General features: G+C 61.4%; 20 protein-coding genes, 1 pseudogene and 1 riboswitch. Of the genes and pseudogenes, 14 read left to right on the top strand and 7 right to left on the bottom strand.

Annotated features, from left to right (window positions below; genetic code table 11):
- Nucleotides 1–28 precede the first annotated feature (28 nt).
- The 11 genes from G6N64_RS10995 to G6N64_RS10945 all read left to right on the top strand — a co-directional run bounded on the left by G6N64_RS10995 (nt 29) and on the right by G6N64_RS10945 (nt 8,136).
- Nucleotides 29–469 carry a thermonuclease family protein gene (locus tag G6N64_RS10995; RefSeq protein WP_246231103.1) on the top strand — a complete coding sequence of 147 codons (441 nt, stop codon included), beginning with the start codon at nt 29–31 and terminating at the stop codon, nt 467–469.
- 126 nt (nt 470–595) lie between these two features.
- Nucleotides 596–772, top strand: coding sequence for a hypothetical protein (locus tag G6N64_RS10990; protein WP_163796914.1), 177 nt, complete (start codon nt 596–598; stop codon nt 770–772).
- A 71-nt stretch (nt 773–843) separates the two neighbouring features.
- On the top strand, nt 844–1,056 hold the full coding sequence (locus tag G6N64_RS10985) for a hypothetical protein (RefSeq protein ID WP_163796913.1): 213 nt from the start codon (nt 844–846) through the stop codon (nt 1,054–1,056).
- 304 nt (nt 1,057–1,360) lie between these two features.
- Entirely contained in the window at nt 1,361–1,660 is a 300-nt protein-coding gene (locus tag G6N64_RS10980; protein ID WP_163796912.1) for a DUF6317 family protein, read from the top strand.
- A 25-nt stretch (nt 1,661–1,685) separates the two neighbouring features.
- Complete coding sequence (locus tag G6N64_RS10975) at nt 1,686–3,494, top strand: alpha/beta hydrolase (RefSeq protein WP_264002246.1); 1,809 nt, start codon at nt 1,686–1,688, stop codon at nt 3,492–3,494.
- Nucleotides 3,495–3,524: 30 nt separating this feature from the next.
- Nucleotides 3,525–4,043, top strand: coding sequence for a lipoprotein LppJ family protein (locus G6N64_RS10970; protein WP_246231099.1), 519 nt, complete (start codon nt 3,525–3,527; stop codon nt 4,041–4,043).
- A gap of 28 nt (nt 4,044–4,071) precedes the next feature.
- Nucleotides 4,072–5,238, top strand: a complete 1,167-nt coding sequence (locus G6N64_RS10965) for a hypothetical protein (protein ID WP_163796910.1) — start codon at nt 4,072–4,074, stop codon at nt 5,236–5,238.
- A gap of 369 nt (nt 5,239–5,607) precedes the next feature.
- The gene (locus G6N64_RS10960; RefSeq protein WP_246231097.1) at nt 5,608–6,195 is read left to right on the top strand and encodes an MrcB family domain-containing protein; all 588 of its coding nucleotides are present in this window, start codon (nt 5,608–5,610) and stop codon (nt 6,193–6,195) included.
- 10 nt (nt 6,196–6,205) lie between these two features.
- Nucleotides 6,206–6,766, top strand: a complete 561-nt coding sequence (locus G6N64_RS10955; protein ID WP_163796909.1) for a protein NO VEIN domain-containing protein — start codon at nt 6,206–6,208, stop codon at nt 6,764–6,766.
- Nucleotides 6,767–6,920: 154 nt separating this feature from the next.
- Nucleotides 6,921–7,952 carry a phosphorothioated DNA-binding restriction endonuclease family protein gene (locus G6N64_RS10950; RefSeq protein ID WP_163796908.1) on the top strand — a complete coding sequence of 344 codons (1,032 nt, stop codon included), beginning with the start codon at nt 6,921–6,923 and terminating at the stop codon, nt 7,950–7,952.
- Entirely contained in the window at nt 7,903–8,136 is a 234-nt protein-coding gene (locus tag G6N64_RS10945) for a hypothetical protein (RefSeq protein WP_163796907.1), read from the top strand. Before G6N64_RS10950 ends, G6N64_RS10945 begins: the two co-directional genes overlap by 50 nt.
- A gap of 105 nt (nt 8,137–8,241) precedes the next feature.
- On the opposite strand, the gene G6N64_RS10940 is transcribed toward G6N64_RS10945, so the two are convergent.
- A complete protein-coding gene (locus G6N64_RS10940; RefSeq protein ID WP_163796906.1) occupies nt 8,242–9,045 on the bottom strand; it encodes a hypothetical protein in 804 nt (267 codons plus the stop codon).
- 751 nt (nt 9,046–9,796) lie between these two features.
- Between G6N64_RS10940 and G6N64_RS10935 the strand changes: the two genes are divergently transcribed.
- A complete protein-coding gene (locus G6N64_RS10935; RefSeq protein ID WP_264002284.1) occupies nt 9,797–11,893 on the top strand; it encodes an AAA family ATPase in 2,097 nt (698 codons plus the stop codon).
- An 8-nt stretch (nt 11,894–11,901) separates the two neighbouring features.
- The gene (locus G6N64_RS10930; RefSeq protein ID WP_163796905.1) at nt 11,902–13,011 is read left to right on the top strand and encodes a 5-methylcytosine restriction system specificity protein McrC; all 1,110 of its coding nucleotides are present in this window, start codon (nt 11,902–11,904) and stop codon (nt 13,009–13,011) included.
- Between the two features lie 355 nt (nt 13,012–13,366).
- Here the strand turns inward: G6N64_RS10930 and G6N64_RS30690 are convergent, their stop codons facing one another.
- The 5 genes and pseudogenes from G6N64_RS30690 to G6N64_RS10910 form a co-directional block, all read right to left on the bottom strand.
- The gene (locus G6N64_RS30690; RefSeq protein ID WP_163796904.1) at nt 13,367–14,074 is read right to left on the bottom strand and encodes an HU family DNA-binding protein; all 708 of its coding nucleotides are present in this window, start codon (nt 14,072–14,074) and stop codon (nt 13,367–13,369) included.
- 59 nt (nt 14,075–14,133) lie between these two features.
- A complete protein-coding gene (locus G6N64_RS30230; protein WP_264002247.1) occupies nt 14,134–14,538 on the bottom strand; it encodes a recombinase family protein in 405 nt (134 codons plus the stop codon).
- A gap of 26 nt (nt 14,539–14,564) precedes the next feature.
- Nucleotides 14,565–14,669: a recombinase family protein gene (locus G6N64_RS30490; protein WP_264002286.1), complete on the bottom strand. Its 105-nt coding sequence runs from the start codon at nt 14,667–14,669 to the stop codon at nt 14,565–14,567.
- 354 nt (nt 14,670–15,023) lie between these two features.
- Nucleotides 15,024–15,434: pseudogene (locus G6N64_RS10915) on the bottom strand (response regulator); the annotation flags it as partial.
- Between the two features lie 244 nt (nt 15,435–15,678).
- The gene (locus tag G6N64_RS10910; RefSeq protein ID WP_163796902.1) at nt 15,679–15,936 is read right to left on the bottom strand and encodes a hypothetical protein; all 258 of its coding nucleotides are present in this window, start codon (nt 15,934–15,936) and stop codon (nt 15,679–15,681) included.
- A gap of 3,950 nt (nt 15,937–19,886) precedes the next feature.
- On the opposite strand from G6N64_RS10910, the gene G6N64_RS10905 reads away from it, so the two are divergent.
- Nucleotides 19,887–20,303: a hypothetical protein gene (locus G6N64_RS10905; protein ID WP_163796901.1), complete on the top strand. Its 417-nt coding sequence runs from the start codon at nt 19,887–19,889 to the stop codon at nt 20,301–20,303.
- A 5-nt stretch (nt 20,304–20,308) separates the two neighbouring features.
- Here G6N64_RS10905 and G6N64_RS10900 read toward each other — a convergent pair whose 3' ends face one another.
- Nucleotides 20,309–21,037: a hypothetical protein gene (locus G6N64_RS10900; protein ID WP_308206587.1), complete on the bottom strand. Its 729-nt coding sequence runs from the start codon at nt 21,035–21,037 to the stop codon at nt 20,309–20,311.
- A 296-nt stretch (nt 21,038–21,333) separates the two neighbouring features.
- A riboswitch (SAM riboswitch) is annotated at nt 21,334–21,446 on the bottom strand.
- Nucleotides 21,447–21,449: the final 3 nt, after the last annotated feature.

Raw genomic sequence — 21,449 nt, 5'->3', positions numbered from 1 at the left:
CCCTGTCTCACAAGCGGAACCGGCAGCCGTGACTGCAACGGTCCTCAAGGTCGTCGACGGCGACACCATTGACATCCGCGACGACATCAGGGGTCGACTGCGCGTACGAATCCTCGGGATCGACACCCCGGAGACCAAGAAGCCCGGTTATACGATCGGCTGTTGGGGGCCCGAAGCGACGCAGTTCGCCGAAGACACCATGGCCGGCAAGAGAGTGGCTCTGGTTCGCGATCCCTCGCAGGACGTGACCGATCGCTACGGGCGCACCTTGGGCTACCTGGTTCGCGCCGACGGGTGGGATTACTCCGTGAAAGCTGCACGTGCGGGGACGGCGAAGTCCTACGTTTACGACGGGAATCCGATCGCACAGTACGAGGCCATTCGTGCCGCCGAGACGGAGGCGCGATCGGCGCTTCGTGGCCTGTGGGGCCCGCCGTGCTTGGGAGACACCGGATCGAAGCGCCGATAGTGAGGTTGGATGAGGACTGTGCCACTCGGTCGGGGTCAGGACAATTAGACGGGTTTTAAAAAGCACATGGCGACAAGGTATTTCGCGAGCGGTGAGACGAAGCTGATCAGCTTTGAGGGTGATCCGATGAAGGACGCGAACGCACCGGCGAGGGTGTACACCCCGGACACCGGGTGGAAGGCCACGACGGACAACTACGCGATGTCCGTTGCCATCACTGGGGAATGGGACGAGATCGACTCCGTCGACGTGAAGGCTCAGATCGAGCGCATGGAAGCAAAACGGATGAAGCGCGGCGGCTGATGCGACCTCGAGCAGTCCAATTCGAGCCCACCCGGCACGACGATCTGACTGCGGAGAGGCCGATGCGGGCGATGAGCAAGCTGCTGATCGCGGCAGTGACAGTGGTCGTTGCCCTGGGCACTGCCGCGACAGCGTCGGCTGACGAAGCGGGCTTCGTCTCGTCGGTGGACTCGCTGAACTACTACGCGCTCGATTGCCCTGGGTGCGCCCAAGACGCCGTCGACGTGGGCTACCGGGCGTGCGCGGCGTTCAGCCGGGCCACCAGGCTGCCGTCCAGACCGTGATGGACTCCTACAACGGTCCGGGCCAGGACTTCGCCGAGTTCAACGCGCACCTGTTCGCGAGCTACGCGGCCTACGAGCTGTGCCCGGAGCATGCCGGGACGCTCGGGTCGATCTGAGACCGATCAGGAGCTTCTGACCAAGTGGCGCGCCTGCCACCAGGCGGGACGGTCCATGAGAAGCCGCCTACGGGCCAACTGCGATTGCGTACCGCGCGGCGAAGGGCGGTCGTCGAGGCGCAGCTACTAATTGCTCAAGCGGAAAATCGGTGGCTCGACCCCAAGGGCATTGGGATTACCATTTACGCATGGGTGGGCAGTTGCGCGTTGATCCGAACAAACTCCGAGGTGCAGCGACCACACAGGCTGACGTGGGAGCAAGCGTGAGCGGACTGCAATCCGGGTTTGCCATGGCCGCGGCCAGCGGCGGATTGCCCGGGCTTCAGACCGAGGAGGCCTGCCAGTTCGCCGGCTCGATACTCGACTCGGCCGCAGGTGCCGTTCACCAGGAGCTGACGACGCACGCGGACAAGCTGTCGTCGGCCGCCGATCGCTACCAGGAGATGGACGAGCAGCTGGGTCAGCGGCTCCGCAAGTTCAGTCAATGAGCCGTGATGAGACGGCAGGCCGTCAATGCCTGTGACCGTCCCCCAAGTGGAGGCATCTCGCCCCGAGGGTCTGACGCAATCGGCGACGGACGTCGGCCGGAAGGCGTCGGACCTTTCTGTGCAGATCGACAAGCAACGGTCGAACCTCGACGGCTTGCGGAACGGCTGGCACGGCGCGGCATCGGATGCCGCCATGCAGAAAGCGCAGCCGACCCTGCAGCGGATGCAGCAGATCCACGATGCGTTGAACCGCGCTCAAGCCGTTCTCCACGGTGGTGGTTCCGAGCTTGGCCAAACAAAGTCATCTCTGGTGCAGTCCGTGGCTCAGCTGAAGGGTCAGGGTTGGCAGGTCGGCGCGGACGGGACGGTGTCAGTTCGGCCGGGAAGCGCCCTCGACCAGTACGCCAAGGTCAGCCCCGCCAACGCGATGAGGCTGCAGCAGCTGGCCGCCTCGAACTCGCTGGGCGTCAAGGCATTGCTCGGGAACTTCGACACTGCAGACCGCCGGCTAAGTACAGGTCTGCGCAACGCCGTGAAAGGCCTCGACTTCGCGCCGGCCAACTTCGGATCCGGCGGGTTACCTGAAGCGCCCCCCAAGTGGGACGATGGCTCCCAAATCCCGGTGGGGAAGGACCCCAAAGAGGTCAACAAATGGTGGACATCCCTGACACCGGAGGAGCGCCAGGACCTGCTCCGCAAGTGGCCCGACAAATTGGGAAACTTGAATGGCATTCCGGTCGTGGACCGCAGCACTGCCAACGTCGCGATCATGAATCAGGACATCAACCGCCTCAGCGACGTCGCCGACGCTCGCGGAGTGACAGTGGACGAGGTCAAGGCTCACCCCGAGTTGTACGGCATGGCGGGGCCAATGATGGCCAGGTACAACAACGCCATCGAGGTGCGAAAGGGGCTGCAGCACGGCTTCGACGAGACGGGCGCGCCGACGTTCCTACAGGTGTACGAGCCAGCTGAGTTCGACGGGGACGGCAGGGCCGCCATTGCCATCGGCAATCCCGATGAAGCCGCTAACACAGCCGTCGTCGTTCCCGGGACCGGCAATAGCGTGGAATCAGGTTGGCTCAGCCAGGCCGACGCCACCGAACTATTCAAGGAGACTGTGGCTGCCGACCCCTCAAAGCCGACCTCGGTGGTTGCCTGGATGGGATACGACGCACCAGACGCGCTCTACGACCCGCGGGTCGGGACAACTGCACTCGCGCACCAGGGCGGAGAACTTCTCGCCGCAGACGTCAACGCCCTCAACGTAACCCACAGCGAGAAGATCGACGGACACACGACCGTGCTCGGCCACTCCTACGGGTCCACGACGGTGGCTGACGCTTCAGCCGGCTACGGGATGAACACCGACGACGTCGTCCTCGTTGGAAGCCCCGGCACAGACCTTGCGCACAGCGCCGCCGACTTCCACCTCAATCCGGGCGGGCATCTCTACGTCGGGGCGGCATCCAGCGATCCGGTTACCCAGCTCGGAAACATTCCGCAGATCCACGTCCCAGGAACCGATTTCACCGCCTCACTCGGCGACGACCCCGCGCAGGACGGGTACGGGTCCACTCGGTTCAAAGCCGAAGTTCCCGGGCTCACGACCCCGTGGGGCGATCACAGTGAGTACTACACACCCGGCGGCGAATCACTGTTCAGCATGTCCGACATCGTGTCCGGACACGGGGACGCGCTCGAGCACGACGGCATGACCGCACCCCACCGCGGTAGCAGCATCATCGGCGACCTCGGCGACGTCCTCGGAATTCCCTTTACCGACGACCCCGAGTTATATCGAGAAGGCACCACCGGTAACAAACATAAGTAAGACGGCCCCAGCTGACGTGAGAAAGTGACGATGAGCAAGCAGACCGCCCGCGTGACGACAGTTGCCGTGCTCGCGGCAGCACTACTTTCAGGATGTGGCGTTGTGAGCACAATGAAGAACGAAGGCGTCAAGAACCCGATAACCCCCGAGCAGTCGAAGGCACAAGTCATCGACGCCGCAAAGGAAGTCGTCAGCACCCTCGGCATCGAGGCCATCCGCCCAGCGTTCTGGCACGCCTCCTGCAACGACCAAGGCGAAGCACCATTCCGCGGCCAGATGAGAATCGGATACCCCCAAGCGGGAAGCTTCGAAGCATCCGACGCCGAGATCGCATCGATGGTCCAGCGCCTAGAGAGCAACGGATGGTCCAAGGCGCCTGACTTCCTCACGCATGGCACAGCCCTGCAGAAGAACGGGATAGTGGCGGTATTCAGCCCCCAGAACGTCAGCGTCCCAACCCGCAGCCTGGAATTCTTCGGCGAATGCAGTGACGTTACGACCTCCAAGGAAGCCGGCGGCGAGACCGAGATCGTAAGCCTGACACCCTGACACGTTCCCCTAGCCCGACGAACTGGTCATGACTGAACCGCTGCGTATTTTCGACGACGTCGAACGAACTGACTCGGCCCCCGCTTACGACACCGAGGACTCCTTCACCTTCCTCAACCGCGTCGCACGACCTTCATGGGCCAGAGTCCGCGAACTCACCGAACGATGGTTCGCCGACTACCCCGCTTCGGACCAATCCGACCTGCGCAGCCGGTTCTGGAAACCCGACGCCGCGCAGCACTACGGCGCCGGGTGGGAGTTGTACGTCTACACCCTCTACCGGAGCCTGGGCTACGAGGTGACCGTCCACCCAACGCTCCCCGACACCAAGAGGAAGCCAGACTTTCTGGTCACCCGCGACGGAATTAGTTCGTATGTCGAGTGCGTCGTCTTCCTCGCCGCCGGCGGATCGGGCAGCGGGCAGCGATCGTGGATCTTCGAATGCACCAATAAAGCGCGAGACCCCAACTTCGTGGTCAACATCGAGGTCCGCCGGGACGGAAGCGAACGCCCGAAAGCGGCCGAGATCATCAGACCGCTCGAGAAGTGGCTGTCATCTTTAGATCCCGACGAATTACAGCGACGAATCGACACGGGCCAGGCACCCCCCTACCTCAAACTCGATGTCCGAGGATGGTCAATCGAGTACGACGCCTGGCCAGTGAGACCCGAATGCCGGGGGGCAGGCGGACGGTTGATCGGCGCCTATCCAATGGTTCTCGGTGTTGGCGACGACGAGGTCCGACTCCGCGAGATCGTCAAGTACAAGGGAGCGCGGTATGGCTCGCCAGACAAGCCGTTAGTGATAGCCGTCCTCAATACCTCCGGATTCACCGACGAACGAGACATGACGGAGGCACTATTCGGCACGGAGGCGGTCGAATACATCCCAGGTCAGCGGGATTCAATCCGAACGGTCCGACAACGAGATGGTTACTGGCGGCAGGGCCCGAACAATCGTGGAACACGTGTCGCGGCAGTGCTCCTCGGACAGAACATCTCCCCCTGGCACATTACGCATGCGCTGCCAGAACTATGGCTGAACCCGTGGGCCGACAGACCGCTGATCGACACTCCCCCATTCGCCACACGCACCGCGCACGACACCGGACAGGTCTACTTACTGCGCGAGGCTACCGCCCCACCCAGCGCAGTCTTCGGACTAGACCCCGAATGGCCTCACTTCGACCGGTGACGGAACAGCACACCCGACATCAGGAAGCAAGGTCCCCACCGTCGACAGCCGCCACCATCAATCATGGCGCGCTCCTAGAGCGGGAGCAGGCCCGGTGCGGGTGTGGTGTCGTACCACTGGACATCCCCGACCACTGGATTGATGGCGTCAATGGGCGTTGCGCAGAGTCCCGACCGGCCGTTAACGCATTCAGCAGGAACCGGGGGGCGGCGATACGAATCAACCAGCCGTCACGAACGAACTGAACTTGCCGCCACTACACCGCGCAGGTATGACCCACCCACATTGGCGGCCTCAAGCGCCTTCCGCGCCGGCGGCGTGTGGCATTAGGCATTTCCCGTCGGTAGGCATCTGTGTTAGTTCACAGCGGTGACAGTCATCGACGACATCAAGACCGTGCTCGCCTCGACCGCGTACTACCTTCCGACGTCCTCGCCAGAGATGGCGGAGAGAGCAGCGGCCGTGAGATCGATGGCCACCAAGGTGCGGGCCTGGTTGCCACCCGAGCTTCAGATCGGCGACGAACTGGCCACTCTGAAGGTGGACGCCGGTGGCCAGAAGGGTGGCATCAGCCCCACGCCGTGGGTTCGAGTGTTCGCAGAGAGATACTCACCAAGCGCCACTCAGGGGTTCTATCGTGTGTACCTGTTCGCAGGCGACGGCTCACGGGTGTATCTGAGCTTGAACCAGGGCACAAGCGAGTTTCGATCGGGACACTTACGACTGATGTCCAGCACCGCGACGCTGCTGCAGCGATCCGAGGCGGCGCGCCAGTTCTTCGCTGGATGGTCGGGCGATCTTGTTCACGGCCTGCGCACCGACATAGATCTGGCGGTGTCGAGCCTCGACGTCGGCGTCCAACCCAAGAAGCGCGCCAGTAATTACGAGGCCGCCAAACGTCTTCGCGCTCGCCTACGACGTGGACATACCCACCACCGACGATCAGTTGAGGTCTGACCTCGGCCGGATGCTGGAGCTTCTCCGGCACCTTTACTACGCGGATTCGCAGCCCGACGGAGCGACCGGTACGGGCACCGCCATCGTGGCTCTGGCGCAACCTGGTGGCGGTAGCGGCGGTCAGGTGCCGGTGGCGGACAGCCGGTTCCGGAAGGCGATCGAGGACTACTCGATGAGGGTCATCATGGACCTGTACTGCGATACCAAGATGTGGGTTGTCAAGGACGTCAGTCGGTACAGCTCATGGGACATCGAACTCATTTCGAAGATCGAACCCATTTCGAAAGACGACGTGGCCGAAGTCGTCCATGTTGAGGTTAAGGGCACCGCATCCGCCGGTGCTTCTGTCTTCCTCACCAGGAACGAGGTGGTGGCGGCCCGCGAGTTTAGCCGCACCATTCTCGCCATCGTCCACGGCATCAAGGTCGTGAGTGACGCTGAGAAAAACCTGACGTGCAGCGGGGGCATGATCAAGATCCACGACCCGTGGGTGCCTGCCGACGAGCACCTTACGGTCAAGCAGTACAGCTATGACGTACCTCCAGGTGGAACGACCCAGCCCACGACGTGACGGCGCACCAATCCATGTCGCAGTCCCGGGCTATCATGACGCGTCTCGGCGATTATCCCGGCCCGGTCGAGCGCGTCGCGTAGGGCTTCGCGTTCGTCGTCGGCCGTGTCTGGTCAGACGCCGCGATGGTGTTGCGGTTTCCTAGGATGGCGCGGTGCCCAGCTTTCGCAACGTCTTGCCCGAACATGTTCTGCAGGCGGTCGAGATTCTCGATAGACCTGAGGGCGCTCAGTTGGCGCAATCGCTCGGATACCGGGCTGCGAGAGAGTTCCGGCTCGTTCACAAGGGGAAGTTCTACGACTCCAAGCCTGTCGTTGGAGTCGCGTACGGAGTGGCGAATAATGGCGAGTACCTCAGAAACACGCAGATCTCAGGTGGCGACACGGGTGGCGCAGCAACGATCCTGCACAATCTTGGCTTTTGGGTCGATAACGGTTTTCTTCACGGCCTAAAGGACTTGCGCGTTGATTCCACACATGGGAAGCCCGCGCCGTACCAGTACGTCGTTCTCCTCTGGGCGTTGGCGCGTGCGCGACGACGGGAGGAACGGCTCGTGCCGTTCAGCTCGGTGCGTGACGAACTAGCCGATCTGCTTGCCCCCTTCGCCATCGCGAGAACAAGGCCAGATCCCTCCATGCCATGGGCTGCTCTCAGTCGCAACGACTGGTGGGAACTGGTCGGTCCGGACGGGGCGACACCGATCAATGACGTAGCGGTCAAGCATTTCGATATTGCTGGCGGATTGGATGTGGGCATCTACAACACGGCTCAACTTGACTCATTCACTAAAGCCGCGATGGAAGTGATCGGCGGGCTGGTCGGCGTCGATGAGCGGTTCGCGGATTTGGTTGACCGTATCGGCCTGTCAGATCTGAGCGGCGATCCTCTGATCGCGGACGCCAACGGTGATCTGGTGGAGGACTTCCAGACCTCTGGCGGAAGCGCGCCGTCAGGGCGGGGCACCGTCATGCAAGACCCGGTGCGACGGGCTGCCATCGAGCGCCGCTCACTAGACGTGGCTCTGAAGTACTACGACAAAATCGGCGGGATCGACGCCGTCGAACTGGGCAAGCCATATGACATCAAAGTCACGGTCAACGGGATCGAACGCCACTGCGAAGTGAAAGGCAGTTTCTATGACCATCGACACCGTCATTTTGACGGTCAACGAAGTCATTCACGGTAACGACTACGCATTTGTTGATCTTGTCGTGGTGGATGGCATCGACCTCGTCACCGATGCTGAGACAGGCGCAGTGCACGGCGAAGGTGGCCGATGTCGCGTATGGACCGACTGGTCACCCGATCCGGCCGGGTTGCGGGCGACCAAGTTTGACTACTCGTTGCCCCCGACGAGGCAGCAGCCTTAAGAGAAGGCCGAGACCTTCGGGCCAGTCTCGTATGCTAATCGTTTCGAGGCATCCGGGTGTTAAGGCGGCGGACCGCCGCCTCTCGCGGGGTGCGCTCGACGTCGTTCACAGGTTGGAGATCGTCGTGTAGGCGCTGGTGTACCGGACTCCGTGCGCTTGGAACCAATCGGAGATGCACACGCGCTCAATCGACGTCGCTGTCTTGACTTGTATGTCCCCGTCTTGAATCCGCTGTCTCAGGAGTACGACGGGATCGTCGCCGCTGGTTCCTCCGAGGGCAGACAGCAGATCCTCGACATGCTCGGGTTCCACCCACAGGGCTGAGTGATATTCGTCGACGGGGTAATGGCCACCGTCGTGGCTGGTCAGCTCGAAACCATCCTCGCCGTACTGTGCATAGACAGAAAGTTTGTGGTCCTCTCCGCTGACCGGGTCGCCCTCCAAGACACCCCGATACAGGCAGGTCCCACGGCCAAAGGTAGGCACCGGCCGGTGATTCCCGGTACCTGTCTCTGTGTCCGCACTCTTCTCGTCCGCACTGTTTTTCTCCAGACTTCTTTGTGTCGCACTACCTTTCTCTGCGTCCGCGGGCAGATCTCTCTGCGGGAGTCGGATGGGACGGCGGACCTCCGGCTCCTCGGGAAGCTGCTCAACGGTGCCTAATGCGCCCTCGCAGAACCTGTCACAGCCGCAGGTAATTGACCCGAGGCTCACCCAACCTAGCGGGGCGGACGCGTCCTCACGGGCCGCGACCATGTGGGTCTTGTCCTTCCGCCGGATCGTCGCGAGTGCGTCATCCACCAGCGATTCCAGTGCGTAGCGCTTTAACAACGGCGCCGCGCCGGAAGAAAAATCCGCCTCCGTACGCCATACGCCAAACCTCATGTGTTCTCCCCTAACCTTGCCCATCCCTGCGGATCCCAGCAGAGCGAAGGACCTTTCCCTGCTAAATCTCCCCGATTCTTCGGCTCATGGATTCGGATGCTAGCTCGTACACAGGTTTGCTGCGAGCAGTTCGGGAGTCAGCCAGTCGCCCGGACTGTCCGGGGCACCTTCGGGTGGCGTAGCGGTCGCCGGCGCCCATTGGGCGACTGTTGCGGCATCAGCAGCTGCCGTTCGTCACTCCTCGATCTGCCGCCGGAGCCGGGATCACGATCGAGGAACTGCCTTGTCACTGCCATATCGAGCGCTGATGTATCGCTAGCGGTGACCGGGTAACCGAGAATGGTCTATTGACGATAGTGAGGCTATCCGTCCTGGGGTGTTCCACCGCGCAATCAAGCTAGCTTCGGCGCGCAAGGACTCCAGAGACCCGCGAGCATTGGGGTCCATCACGACTGAGGTGACGGAGCTACGACCCGTCGAGGCCGACGCTGACGGCGGGCAGTGCGCGACCAGATCAACCGATCACTCGACAAGAGCGACTCACGACAATCGTCTCCGGTCGTTGAGTTCTCAACCGGTAGAGCTAGGCCTTGCCATCGGGCGTGCGGGCTTGGCAATGTGGCGGATGGCACAGATCGGCTCTCCGTGGGTACCTTGAGGGGCTGCTGGCCTTCGGGTTCGAAGACATCGACAATGGATCTCCAGTCTCACTACTCGTTTGAAGAGAGAGGTAGTTTTTCCTTTGGTTGACGAGGCGCCGAGCAGGTACGAACTCATGTGGCCTGTGCTCCGGGCAATGAAGTTGGTAGACGATGCGGCGAGCCCGCGAGAAATAGAAAAGGCAGTACTCGCCCGCGAGAACTACAGCCCTGAGGCGGTGTCGGAGGCCCATAGTGGCGGCACGTCGAAGCTGTTCTACGAACTCAAATGGGCCATCACCGAACTGAAGAACAGAGGTCTGGTAGAGCGGATCGCTCACAGCAGGTGGCGTGTTACAGAACACGGTAGGCAGGCGACCCAACAGGAACACCTTGTTTTTGGAACCGGCCACGGCGCTGGTCCTGATGCCGCCTCGACGGATGAGGCAGCCGTCTGGAAGGCAAACTCGGATTCTGCTGACTTCGCCCGCGTCGACGGTTTCCTCACGCTTGCGCGTCCGGATGCCCCCATCATCGAAGGTGTCTCCCGCTCGATCCTGGAGGATTGCCTAGTCGGTGACGGCGCGGTGCTCACAAGCGATTCGATCTGGACGACCGGGAACCTCGCGGAACTGCACACGGCCTACGTTGACGGCGCCAACACGCCTGGGGCGTCTTTCAACGACGTCGTTGCGACCCTGCTCATCGACGTTTCGGACGCAGCGAGGCAACTCTTCGCCGAGGTGTTCCTTCTGAACGTCCTCCCGGTCAGCAACTTCAAGCAGGCCACCAAGATTAGCTACATAGAGGGAGTGCTTGCACCACTCGACACTCCCGTAGCGATACCGCCGAAGATCATAGAGGCGCTCGCGTACGCGATGTTCAACGGCGGACCCGCATTTAGCCTGCGCCGGTGGGCACAAATCTCGTTCCTCATTGAATTTGCCGAGTACTTCAAGCAGCAGGATCTGCAGACCCGGCAGAAGGCTGCGATCAAACCACTGGAGATGCGGCGGATCGTCCAGGATGCACCAGGGCATCCTGAACCCGCCCAGAGATATGCCCTTCTCTACCTGTTCCACCCACAATTCTTCCTCCCGATGGTCAACCCCAATCAGCGACGACTTCTGCGCGACAGTCTGTCAGGGAAGTACCTCGCCGGCGGCCCCACCGACGACGTGGATGTCGATCTGCGCCGTATCGACAACTCCGTCATCCATGAGGTCGGCGGCCCCGTCGACTACTACAGCGAACCTTGGCGCTCACGCTGGTTGGAAGTGAAGATCGAGGATGACAAGGTCGACGTCGAAGACTCTGGCCTAGCCGGGCACAGCGAGCGGGTTGCGATCTTCTACGGGGTTGCCGACATCATCAGCGACGGATCCTTCCACGATCCCGCGCGACTGCAGCAGGCGCTCAACCGTTGGAAGGCGAAGAAGAACCTCATCCTGCAGGGCGCGCCCGGCACCGGGAAGACCTGGCTTGCAAAGCGTCTCGCCTATGCGTTGATCGAATTCCAGTCCCACGGTGAGATCAGGTCAGTTCAGTTCCATCCGAACACCTCGTACGAGGACTTCGTCCGCGGGTGGCGCCCGACGATCGACGGCGAAGGGTCTGGAAAACTCAAGCTCACTGACGGCCCGCTAATTCAACACGCAGAACGCGCACGCCAAGAGCCCGACATTCCCCACGTGTTAATCATCGAGGAGATCAACCGCGGAAATCCAGCGCAGGCATTCGGCGAGATGCTCACCCTCATCGAGGCAACAAAGCGACACGAACGCGATGCCCTGACACTGTCTTACCCGCGCAGCAGGACCGAGCAGTACTGGTTGCCGGACAACCTCTACATCCTCGGCACGATGAACATCGCCGACCGATCCCTGGCACTCGTGGACTTCGCCCTACGTCGGCGGTTCGCGTTCGAAACCCTGGCGCCGGCCTTCACTTCAGCGTGGGAGACATATCTGAAGACGAAACTGCCACAGGATCAGGATCTAATCGCGGAGGTCCGGCAAAAGATCAATGCGCTCAACGACACAATCGCGACCGACCCATCCCTAGGCCCCGACTTTGTGATCGGCCATAGCTTCTTCACCCCGTTCGAGACCCAATCCTCGGGACGGGACTGGTTCGACGGCGTCATCGACTCCGAGATCGCACCACTGCTGCGTGAATACTGGTTCGACAACCGCGAACACGCCGACCAAACCGTCGCCGAATTGAAGGCCTGACACCGCACATGGTACTATCGGTCGGCCAGGGAAAGACCGAGATCCCTATCCGCAGCCTCTGGCTGCTGCTGATCTACGCCTCCGATCTGCTGTCGGGACTCCGCTCCACAGAACGCGAATCACTCATGGCTGACAGCCACGACGCTGACCTGATCGGCGCCATCGCGGACGTACTCGTCACCGAGGTCGAGCACCGCCTGCGTCAACAACTAAGCTTCCACTACCGAAGTACTTCAGCAGATCTGACCCGCGTGCGCGGACGGATCGACCACCTGCGTACCGGCACCGCACACCTGCTGGACCAGGGTCGCATAGCGTGCGTCTTCGACGAACTCACCGTGAACTCGCCGAGAAACCGCTTCGTTGCAGCGACATTGAGGCGAGCGGCGCGACTCGTCGAGTCCAAAGAGATCAGTCGACGCTGCGCGGCAGCGTCGTTCACCATGCAGCGCCTCGGAGTCAGCCCTCAAACGCCGTCACGGCCCGAGCTATCGAAAGACAGGCTCGGCCATCATGATTCACACGACCGCCGCATGCTCGACGCAGCACACCTAGTCAATGACATGGCCGTCCCGTTCCACGAACACGGCTCGCGCTCGATCACCAAGCTACTACGCGACGAAGGCAAATACCGCAAACTCTTCGAGAAAGCCGTCAAGGGATACTTCACCTACACGCTGCGACCTCACGGATGGACCGTCCACAATCCCGAACTGCACTGGCAGCACGGCGGAACCGGCAACGACCACGGCCTCCTCCCCGCCATGAAGACCGACGTGGTCCTGCTGGATCCAACGAAGCAACGCCGCATCGTGATTGAGGTCAAGTTCAAGGACGCCTTGGTCAACAATTACGCCGACAACACAACGATCCACTCCGGCTTCCTCTATCAGCTCTACGCCTACCTGAAGTCACAAGCCGGCCCTGCTGACGACGTAGCCGACCATGCTGAGGGGGTTCTGCTGTTCGTAGTTGCCAACGGGAGAGACCCCGTCAACGCGGTCTCGACCATTCAGGGACACCCCATTCGCTTCCTCTCGGTGGACATGACGGGCACGCCAAGCGACATACGTAACCGTTGGGACCTCTGCCTCGCGGAGGCAGGTACGACGACGTAGTCGCGCTCGAGCTGTGGGAACATTGCGAGCAGCCCCAGTCTTGCCATCGGCGAAAAGCCAGCCTGCTGCAGTCGAATCCGGCTCTGTTGCGGGTGTAGCTCCGCTCGGAGAATCGTCGATCCGCTCGCTTACAGGCGCTTGCCCTGAAAGGCGCTTGCCCGTCTACCGCCGGCGGCTTCAAGGGCGGGCTCAGGCTCAAGAGCCTTCGGTCAGACGGTTTACTGCGCGGTGTCAATCTCCGATGTGGTATCGATACGCTATGGGCCGCAGGCATTCTCGCTCTACGTTCCAAGGCATAACAAGCACCAACTCACCGCCTCTCGCGGTGGTAACTTCCTCATCAAGACCGATGTGTTTACGACTGCGAGCGCGTTGCCTGTGTCTCGGGTTCGTGCAGCTCGACTTCGTTGTAGGTCAGGATGATCTCGGATCCGTCGGAGGTGGTCCCTTTGACCTCGATCTTGATTACTTGACCGGCTCTTACAGCGCGGACGTCGTAGGACTCCGTGGCTCCGACATCGGTGGTCACGTAGTGCTGGGCTGCAAAGTACCGGCATACCAGGTGTACAGCTTGTTTCTCGATGGCTTTGTTCTCGGCAGCGGTCCGGCGTCTTGAAGGATGAACCCTGCGTGGGCGGCTGATCTCCCCGACGGCATCGAGTCTGTCCTGCACCTCAGAGCTGTCTGATGAGCGGCGCACCTGAGTTCTCCCGGTTGGAGCGGCGGCCTCATTCGCACCACACAGGTCCGCACCAAGTCCTGCCGCTCGCCCTACCGCTTGGGGACGCTGCACTCCGGCGATGAGCGCTTTAAGTTGTGCGCTTGGGCGGAACACCGGGGTAGTGGACTTGACCTTGACGGTTTCCCCGGTTCGCGGATCGCGCCCTGTACGGACCGTCTGACGGCGCTGCTCGAACACGCCGAACCCTGTGATGCCGACTCTGTCACCGCCGTGCACGACTCGGACGATCGTGTCGACAAAGTTTCCCAAAGCCGCGGCCGCTTCTAAACGATCCGTGCCCATGTTCCGCGCTAGCAGTTCCAAAAGGTCCGCCTGGTTCATTGTCTTTTCGAATCGGATCGGCCCGGAGATTTGCTGCCGCAGACAGTCAAAGCCATTCCCTATTGATCACTTTCGATGTCGGATCGTCGCCAGGCGACAGGTGACAGGTAGGTGACAGGTGACAGGTGACAGGTGACAGGTGACAGGTGGCGATACACAGTGGCGCGAGAGACGTCCAGCATCTTCGCAATGTCGACGGCCGCGATCCCCTTGTCGCGCAGGCTACGGGCCTTCGCGGCGTCCGCATCGCCGACCTTGCGCGGGCGTCCGCCCTTGCGCCCATTAGCAGCGGCTGCCGCGAGTCCAGCACGGGTCCGCTCGATCATGGTTTCGCGCTCCAACGAGGCGAACGCGGCCATGATCGTGATCATGGCCTTGCCCATTGGCCCATTGGTATGAAGTCCCTCGATCAGGCTGCGGAACCCGACGCCGCGTGAGGTTAACTCCTCAATGACGGCCAGCACGTGCTGAGTGTTGCGCCCCAGGGCGGTCAAGCTTCCAAACCGCCAGGATGTCGCCTTCGCAGGTGGTTGAGGCAGGCATCGAGCTGTGGGCGACTAGCGGGCGACCCGCTCACGCCGTGGTCGGTGAAAATCCGGGCGGCAGCGACGTTCTTGAGTGCGTCGAGTTGAAGCCGTGGGTCCTAGTCAGTGGTGCTCACCCGTGCGTAACCGATGACTGCCACGGCCGCCCCTGTCTCAAAATCTCATGCTGTCCGGCAGATGAATAGTAGTTATGAGACGGGTTTTCAAGACAGCCAGGTGATCGGTCCAGCATTGATTCGGGCCAGACCGTGCAAGCGCCGTCACGGTCTCATCAACCCATCGTTTTTGACACAGACCGTGATTTGGCCAGGGTTAGCTAAATATCAGAGAAATTGGCAAGCGTGGCTCGGAGCCAGATGTAGGCTGTTGGGGAAGGAACGTTCGGTCGACTACCCTCACCCCCTCAACAGAGTGTCAACTACAGGGTAAAGTCCCGTCTCGGGCGGGTTCCACGGCTTAAGTAAGTAATGGTCCAGCTTGACGCGCTTGATGGCGTCCGCCGCAATCTGTTCATCGGCGTACGCGGTCAGCATTATCCGGCGTGCGGCGGGAAATAACTCGATCGCCTGCTCAAGGAACTCGACGCCATCCATATGGGGCATCCGGTAGTCAACGATCAAAAGTGCGACGGTATCGCCGCGTAGTTCCAACTCTCGCAGCGCCTTGATAGCATCGTGTCCCGATTCGGCGCGGAGGACGCGGAATCTGTCGCCGTAGCGGCGCCGTAGGTCCCTGGCGAGGGCCATAGACACCGGGGAATCGTCATCTACGGTGAGGATAATAGGAAGAAGGCGCTCGGGGGCAGGTTCGCTCATGAACTCAAAGTATGCCCCGTTTTTCCTCCGAGGACGATCAGCCGTCGCGGGTTCGCAGCAGAGGGAATCATGGGTGGCATGTCTTGTCATGAGCAATCTCTTGCAGCACACAGGGGACCTACGAGCAAGTCGCGGAGATGTTTAAGGGTCAGCAGATCACTTTCGATGACCTGCTAGCCATCTGCCAAGAGCGTGTGGTCGACGCTCACGAACCAGTTCGCCATGAATACCTGCAATTACGGGATCAGTTCCAAACCTTGCGCCGGGCCAGCCGAGCGCGCATCTGGCCGGGTGAATGCGAGCCAGGCCAGCGCTCCGCTGTCGGCGTCGTTGAGCTTCCAGAACACCCGGCCTTGTGCGCTAAGACATTCGGCTGGGTGGCGGCGATCTTCAGTCCGATTTCGCGGGCCAGCTTTCTGAAGTCGGGAAGAGTGTCGAGGTAATTGGGAACACTGTCGAAGTAGTCGTGTGGCCGCCGCTCGCCACAAGCGTCGTCCATCAATCGCGTCCCTCCACTCCGGCGAAACCATTGCGCCGGTCTCCATACTCAGCCTGTGCGATCCACAGCCTCGAGACGATGAGCCGAAGACTCACACATTGCATCCAGAGCCCGGAGCTAATCACACCGAGTCGTCGTCGAGGTTTCGGTACAACGTCGTATGGCGAACCCCTACCTAGCAGTCCCTGAACCCCATTAGGGGATGCGAGGCGATGATGTGCGGCGGCTCTAGCTGCTAATCCGAGACTCACGGATTCAAGCGAATTTCCGGAGCTGGTTGCCCCCATCGATGTTTGGCAGCACGCCACTTACCGCAGTCGCCAGGGGCAGGTGTCACGGCTCCTGCGCCCAGGCACTAGTTTCCGCCAGTAGGGGTAGAGAGTCAGCAGTCCCGATCTCGTCGCTAGGCCGAAGTCGTCAGCCATATCCAGCGCTTGGTACAGCAGACGCCAACCCTCGCTCCCAAACAAGATCATCGCCTTTGCGGCATTGAATGCGAATCTGAACCCCATATCAGTGGAATATCCTGCGTCAGGAGGTCGACGCGAAAGTAGCCGCCGCGAATACGCCCCAGTTTCATGTTCTGCCAAAGCGCTCGAGTACGCTAATTTTGCTCCGACCGCTCGGTGTGCCGCATTGGACAGTATCGTGTAGAACCGTTCCAAATCCTCATGACCATCGTAGCGTTTGACAAACTTCTGGATGTAGGTCAACACGTTGATTGCCGGCTTTGGGCCATCAACTGTGAAACCCTTTGATGCGTAGGTGAAGTCGACTACTTTGGTATAAAGCAAATTTTGGGTCAGCCGTTCCCTACCCTCAGCGGGGCTTGATTCAATTCCGACCACCGTTTCGAGATTTGGTCCGCCTCATATAACACGCAGCCAACCTTCTCGATAAGTGCACGCGAGGTTATCGCTGCGGTCGTGACATTCCAGGAATTTAGGCTACGAATAGCGGTGTACGCGAGGTCTATGAAACGCCATGCGTGGGCGAGCCACCAAGCTAGGAGCTGCATGTGTACTACGGGGTAAACTATCGCGCTTAGGCGACCGACTTGCGGTAACCAAAGATCAACATGTCTGCAGCCCCGCCCGTTTGAGCATAATTTCGGCATCGGGCATGTCCGGAAGGTCTGCGGTGGGAACGGTCATACCGGCGGGTAGATGGTGCTCGCCGCGTTGCGGCGCCAAGCACGCCTCCGTGGTCGATGGCGGATGGAGTGCGCATTCGGAGTCGCTGGCCGAAACCGCGACGTCCTGACTGGGTGCCGATCCGCCGATACTCGATATGAGGCACCGCCTGAAGTATTTCTGCAACGAAGATTGATGGCGCCCACAGCTCCCGCTTGCAACTCGACATACGCGCCCCGGGTCTCCACCGCGAAGGTAAATCGGCCGCCCGCGATGAGTCAGATGGTTTTAACGCGCAGCCCGCCCTACCAGGCACACGCGCGGGCGTGTGGCGCGGCTGGCCGTCTTGGTCGCCGCGTCCTGAGTCAACAGCCACAACTCCGTCATCAGCCTGTTCGCCGAATCGGGGCCGAGAAATTCTCCTTTTCATTTCGTAGCCGACGGTTTCGTACTCACCTGGCGTGTCTTCGGCTGCGGGCAGCGCTAACAATGCTCAATTATGCGTTGTCTGTGAAGGGGGTCGAGTTGTCTGGGTTCCCATGCGATCGGCGATACTCGGCGCGCGATCCTGCTTCAATGCTCTCTAAGATCGCTCCGTAGGGCTTGGGTGGGCCGACTTCCACGGCCACCGCTGTCCTCGCCGCTAGCCCCGCCCGGTCCAGTGCGTCTCGGATCGCAGCAAGCTTGACCGAATCGGCCACGTTGTCGTCGCAGGCCATCCTCAACAACTCGCATGCCATCCGGTCGGCCGCTTCCTCAAGTCGTTGTCTCGCCTTGGCTTTCACCTGCGGGGCCTTGGCGCTGTGGAAGTCGCACACGGTGGTGCCGCGGACCCTCGGCACCGCTACAGCCAAGGTCCGAAGTTGACACCAGCTGGGGATCGCCTAGGCGACGAGCGAGCGGGAACGCGTTGTTGTCTAGGTCCCTTTCGTGCCAGAGGCTCCGCTTGTCAACTGGAAGAACGACATCGAGTCGAAGCGCCCAAGGGCTTCCGACTCTTGAGGACACCAGCAGTGCCTCAGCGTTCTCGAGTCACGGACGCAGTCTGAGCTGGCTTGGATGGTCATTCCTGTCCATCGACCACAACTGAGGTGCTTACTCCAGTTGGTGCTTTGGGCCTTCGGGTCGGGAGTACCAGCGCACCGTCATCAGATAAGGAAGCCGGTGCGGATGTATGACAGAACCTTCCGCCAATTGTCCCGTTGATTGGGCGCTCACCCATCCGCTCACTGATGCACGCCTTTCGAATAGCCCCTCGGGCGGTGTAGTCAATTGTTAGGAGGGCACCGTCCCAGTCGAATTGGTCGCGGGATTCGTCGCGGAACACCAGCGGTAAGCCTCGTTCGTCACATGCCTGTCGATGACGTCGCGCGTCCGCATTGGGGTCACGGGCATGGCGTGATTAGTCCTAACTGCGCGATGGTTGCGGCTTGTCGAACCGATTCAACAAATGCGCGTCGTGGGTATGTTGTCATTGGCAATGGATTCGAACGACGTAAACGACTTCGGGTAGGCGGACTTGCGAGCGCCACTGCGCAGTCGGTCGTACCTGTCCGGACGCGAAGTGTCATTGATCTCGACTTGCCCACTGGGCCAGACCATGCCAACCGTTTCCCAGTCACCGTGGTGCCATCGAGCGATGAACGGGTGGCCCTTGTGCGGGGGCGAGCCGTGGCACAAGGCCACCAGATTGGCGGTGTCTCTCGCGGTTGTAACGAGGTCTCTGGCCTAGCCGTCAACTTGGCAGGTCACGCTGTCGTTCGTGACGGTCGCGACCACAGCCGCTGTAGTGTTGACAGCTCAGTCAGAGGCCGTAGTCCCGTTCCCCGAGATTCACTTCCGCTTGCCTGAACCCGGCAGACCACCGTGCACCATCGAAGTAATGCGCGTGGGCAGTCGCTTTCCAGAGTCGGCCGCGGAGGGCTTGTACTCGTAGCGGTCGATTGGTTGCTGCCGACCGAGAATGGGCACCAAAGGTTCTTCCGGCGTGACACTCTCTCGTCGCCGTTTGCCTGTACCAGGCAATTTTCTCGAGCCCTTCCTGGCAGGTTGGTCGCGCTTACCTGCAGCTCTAACCCGAGCAAGGGTTGCATCGTCCACTTCCGCCAGCGTGCCTGCCTGCCTCGCCTGTTCGACAAGGCGCATGTTCTTTGCAGCCCCCTCCTCGGCAGCACGCCTGCGCTTGCTCTTGGTCCTCTTGCGCTCTTGATGCGTTTCCGGCACGGATGTTCTCCCCCCGATGTGTGCAATGACGGTTCAAATCCGGCACTACATTTGTCACACATTAGTTCTGCCGCTACTGACTGGAGTGGTGATCGTTATTTTCAGTGGCGCAATCGTTTCATGATCCCCGGAAATAGGTACTTAGTGCAATCCCCTAGTTGCGCCAAGAGGGCGTCACTGCTGAACCTTGCCAGCGTCGTGTACCGCTGGCGGGAGGGCCCCAGGTCAATCGCTTCAAAGGTGTTCTCGCTGCTCCTGCGTTTGATGCGGCGGCGCAATGGCGAGCCGAATGTCACCACCAAGTTGGTGTAAGGAATGCAGCAAGTGGGCAGTCAACTGGTCCATGACCACCGAGGAGGAGCAGGCCGCCAGACGCGCTCGCATTGCGCGAGGATACCCACTTCGCACAGCTCAGGATGCTAGAGGCGACTACTCCGGATCCCTTGTGTAGGGACCTCATACCGACCCCCGTACCCGGCAGCGAAGAAGTTGGCGGAGAACGGGGCGGGCCAAGCGCCACCAGGTACAGCAACTAGCCAGAGCCGAGGGGAGCGAAGAAGGCCGTCGGCGAGCGACAGTCTCCTATTGTTAACAGCGATGGAAACCACCGACGACTCCTTCACCTCGGCTTGGTCGAAGGCCCAGTTCCCGCCTGAGAACCGCGCCTTCGCTGAACGCTTCACCGCCGAGGTGGGCATTTCCAGATACCGCTACGTGCCCGCGTCAAAGCGGTACATCGCGGCGACCAGGCGCGACGGAACTGGCGAGCTGCGTATCTGGTGGGGTTACACCACCGGCTTCACCGAGGGAGAAGCCCGACGCATCGGCGCCGGTGCGGACGAGGTCCGAAAGAGCGCCACCCAGGGCTGGCTCGTCTCGCATCCAGAACACCGCGACCTAAGCCTGCGGCGCGGAAACGCCAGCACGAAGCAGCAGGACGCGCGACTGTGCCCCAATTGCTCTAGCTATCAGCTTTCGGTCACCGGGAAGTGCCCATCATGCGACGAGGACTAGCGGTCCTAGGCCTGCGCCGGCTGGAATGGGCCGTTGACCCAGCCCGCGACGACCGCGAGGCGACTGGGTCGATGCACCGCAAGGAAGCCGAACGGGTGGTCGAAGGCGACGGCTACAGCCGTGACCAGGTAGCGCTCCTCAGGTGGCGGGCCGGTGCAGGACACATCGAACGCAGTGACAGCGGCCGCCACGAAGCCCGCGGCGACCAACCGGGTCAACACGTCTTGTGCACCCTCCGAGACGCACAGCGGGACCGGGCCCACCGCCGTCCAGGTCGGCGGCCAGACGGACATGGGCCTCGCGGAGAGCTCACGGAGTCCGGTAGCGAGCACCTCGCCGGGTCGTTGGTCGCCCAGGAGCAAGTGGACGTCGACGTCGCCGTCGCCCTCAACCACAACGCGGGTCACCGCGGAGTCGAGAACTGCCGCGGTTGCAAGGTCGAAGGTGGTACGGCGGAGCCATTGCTGGGCTGGATCACCATCTTCGGAGCCATGGGCTCGCAGGTAGCTGTCAAACGGTGTCCGCCAGCGCACGCGGGCAGCCAGTGCGGAGGCGATCATCAGAAGAGTGTCGGCCGTGATGTCGAGCGGAGACTTCTCGATCAGCCCGCCGGTCTCGTCTGCTGCCCACCGATCAAGCGCTGCCTGATCAGGCAATGTCCCCATCACGCCCTCAGGTAACTCAGATGTCCAATCATCATGCAGCGGTGTGCCTTTACGCCGCCAGATGCCCAACGCGGCGGTGGTCGAAACACCCGCGCGCAGGACGTCGAGCAGTTCGAGCGCGTCCTGTCGAGCGGAGTCGGCCGGCCGCCCGAGTGCTGCGGTGAGGTCGGCTCGGGCTGGCTCGTCGGCCGCGGAAGCGAGTAGGGCAAGCAGCGGCCACAGACCCGCGGCCGAAAGGGCAAAGTCCTCGCCACCAAGGCGGGTGCATCACCGCGCGGAAAGCGCGTTCGCGGCCCGCACCACTGGGCTGAGTCCTGCTATTTCTGACTTCACGAAGGACATGGCGACATCATCGCATCGGTGGAGAGGCGCTCTTGCCGGGCACCGACTAATGCTGGCCGCTTCGTCATCCGAGCCACCCGCAATCGTGGGGTTGGCGTGCCGTCCAGTCGGAGCTTGGCGACGGCATCTTGTGAAGCTA

It is taken from the genome of Mycolicibacterium sediminis (assembly GCF_010731735.1).
Lineage (GTDB): Bacteria > Actinomycetota > Actinomycetes > Mycobacteriales > Mycobacteriaceae > Mycobacterium > Mycobacterium sediminis.
This window is presented reverse-complemented; position numbering and strand designations above follow the sequence as displayed.

Excerpts from the sequence above, each read along its gene's own strand:
- G6N64_RS10990 (WP_163796914.1), top strand. The coding sequence starts at position 596 with ATGAAGGACGCGAACGCACCGGCGAGGGTGTACACCCCGGACACCGGG.
- G6N64_RS10985 (WP_163796913.1), top strand. The coding sequence starts at position 844 with ATGAGCAAGCTGCTGATCGCGGCAGTGACAGTGGTCGTTGCCCTGGGC.
- G6N64_RS10980 (WP_163796912.1), top strand. The coding sequence starts at position 1,361 with ATGGGTGGGCAGTTGCGCGTTGATCCGAACAAACTCCGAGGTGCAGCG.
- G6N64_RS10975 (WP_264002246.1), top strand. The coding sequence starts at position 1,686 with ATGCCTGTGACCGTCCCCCAAGTGGAGGCATCTCGCCCCGAGGGTCTG.
- G6N64_RS10970 (WP_246231099.1), top strand. The coding sequence starts at position 3,525 with ATGAGCAAGCAGACCGCCCGCGTGACGACAGTTGCCGTGCTCGCGGCA.
- G6N64_RS10965 (WP_163796910.1), top strand. The coding sequence starts at position 4,072 with ATGACTGAACCGCTGCGTATTTTCGACGACGTCGAACGAACTGACTCG.
- G6N64_RS10955 (WP_163796909.1), top strand. The coding sequence starts at position 6,206 with ATGCTGGAGCTTCTCCGGCACCTTTACTACGCGGATTCGCAGCCCGAC.
- G6N64_RS10945 (WP_163796907.1), top strand. The coding sequence starts at position 7,903 with ATGACCATCGACACCGTCATTTTGACGGTCAACGAAGTCATTCACGGT.
- G6N64_RS10940 (WP_163796906.1), bottom strand. The coding sequence starts at position 9,045 with ATGGGCAAGGTTAGGGGAGAACACATGAGGTTTGGCGTATGGCGTACG.
- G6N64_RS10935 (WP_264002284.1), top strand. The coding sequence starts at position 9,797 with ATGTGGCCTGTGCTCCGGGCAATGAAGTTGGTAGACGATGCGGCGAGC.
- G6N64_RS10930 (WP_163796905.1), top strand. The coding sequence starts at position 11,902 with ATGGTACTATCGGTCGGCCAGGGAAAGACCGAGATCCCTATCCGCAGC.
- G6N64_RS30690 (WP_163796904.1), bottom strand. The coding sequence starts at position 14,074 with ATGAACCAGGCGGACCTTTTGGAACTGCTAGCGCGGAACATGGGCACG.
- G6N64_RS10905 (WP_163796901.1), top strand. The coding sequence starts at position 19,887 with ATGGAAACCACCGACGACTCCTTCACCTCGGCTTGGTCGAAGGCCCAG.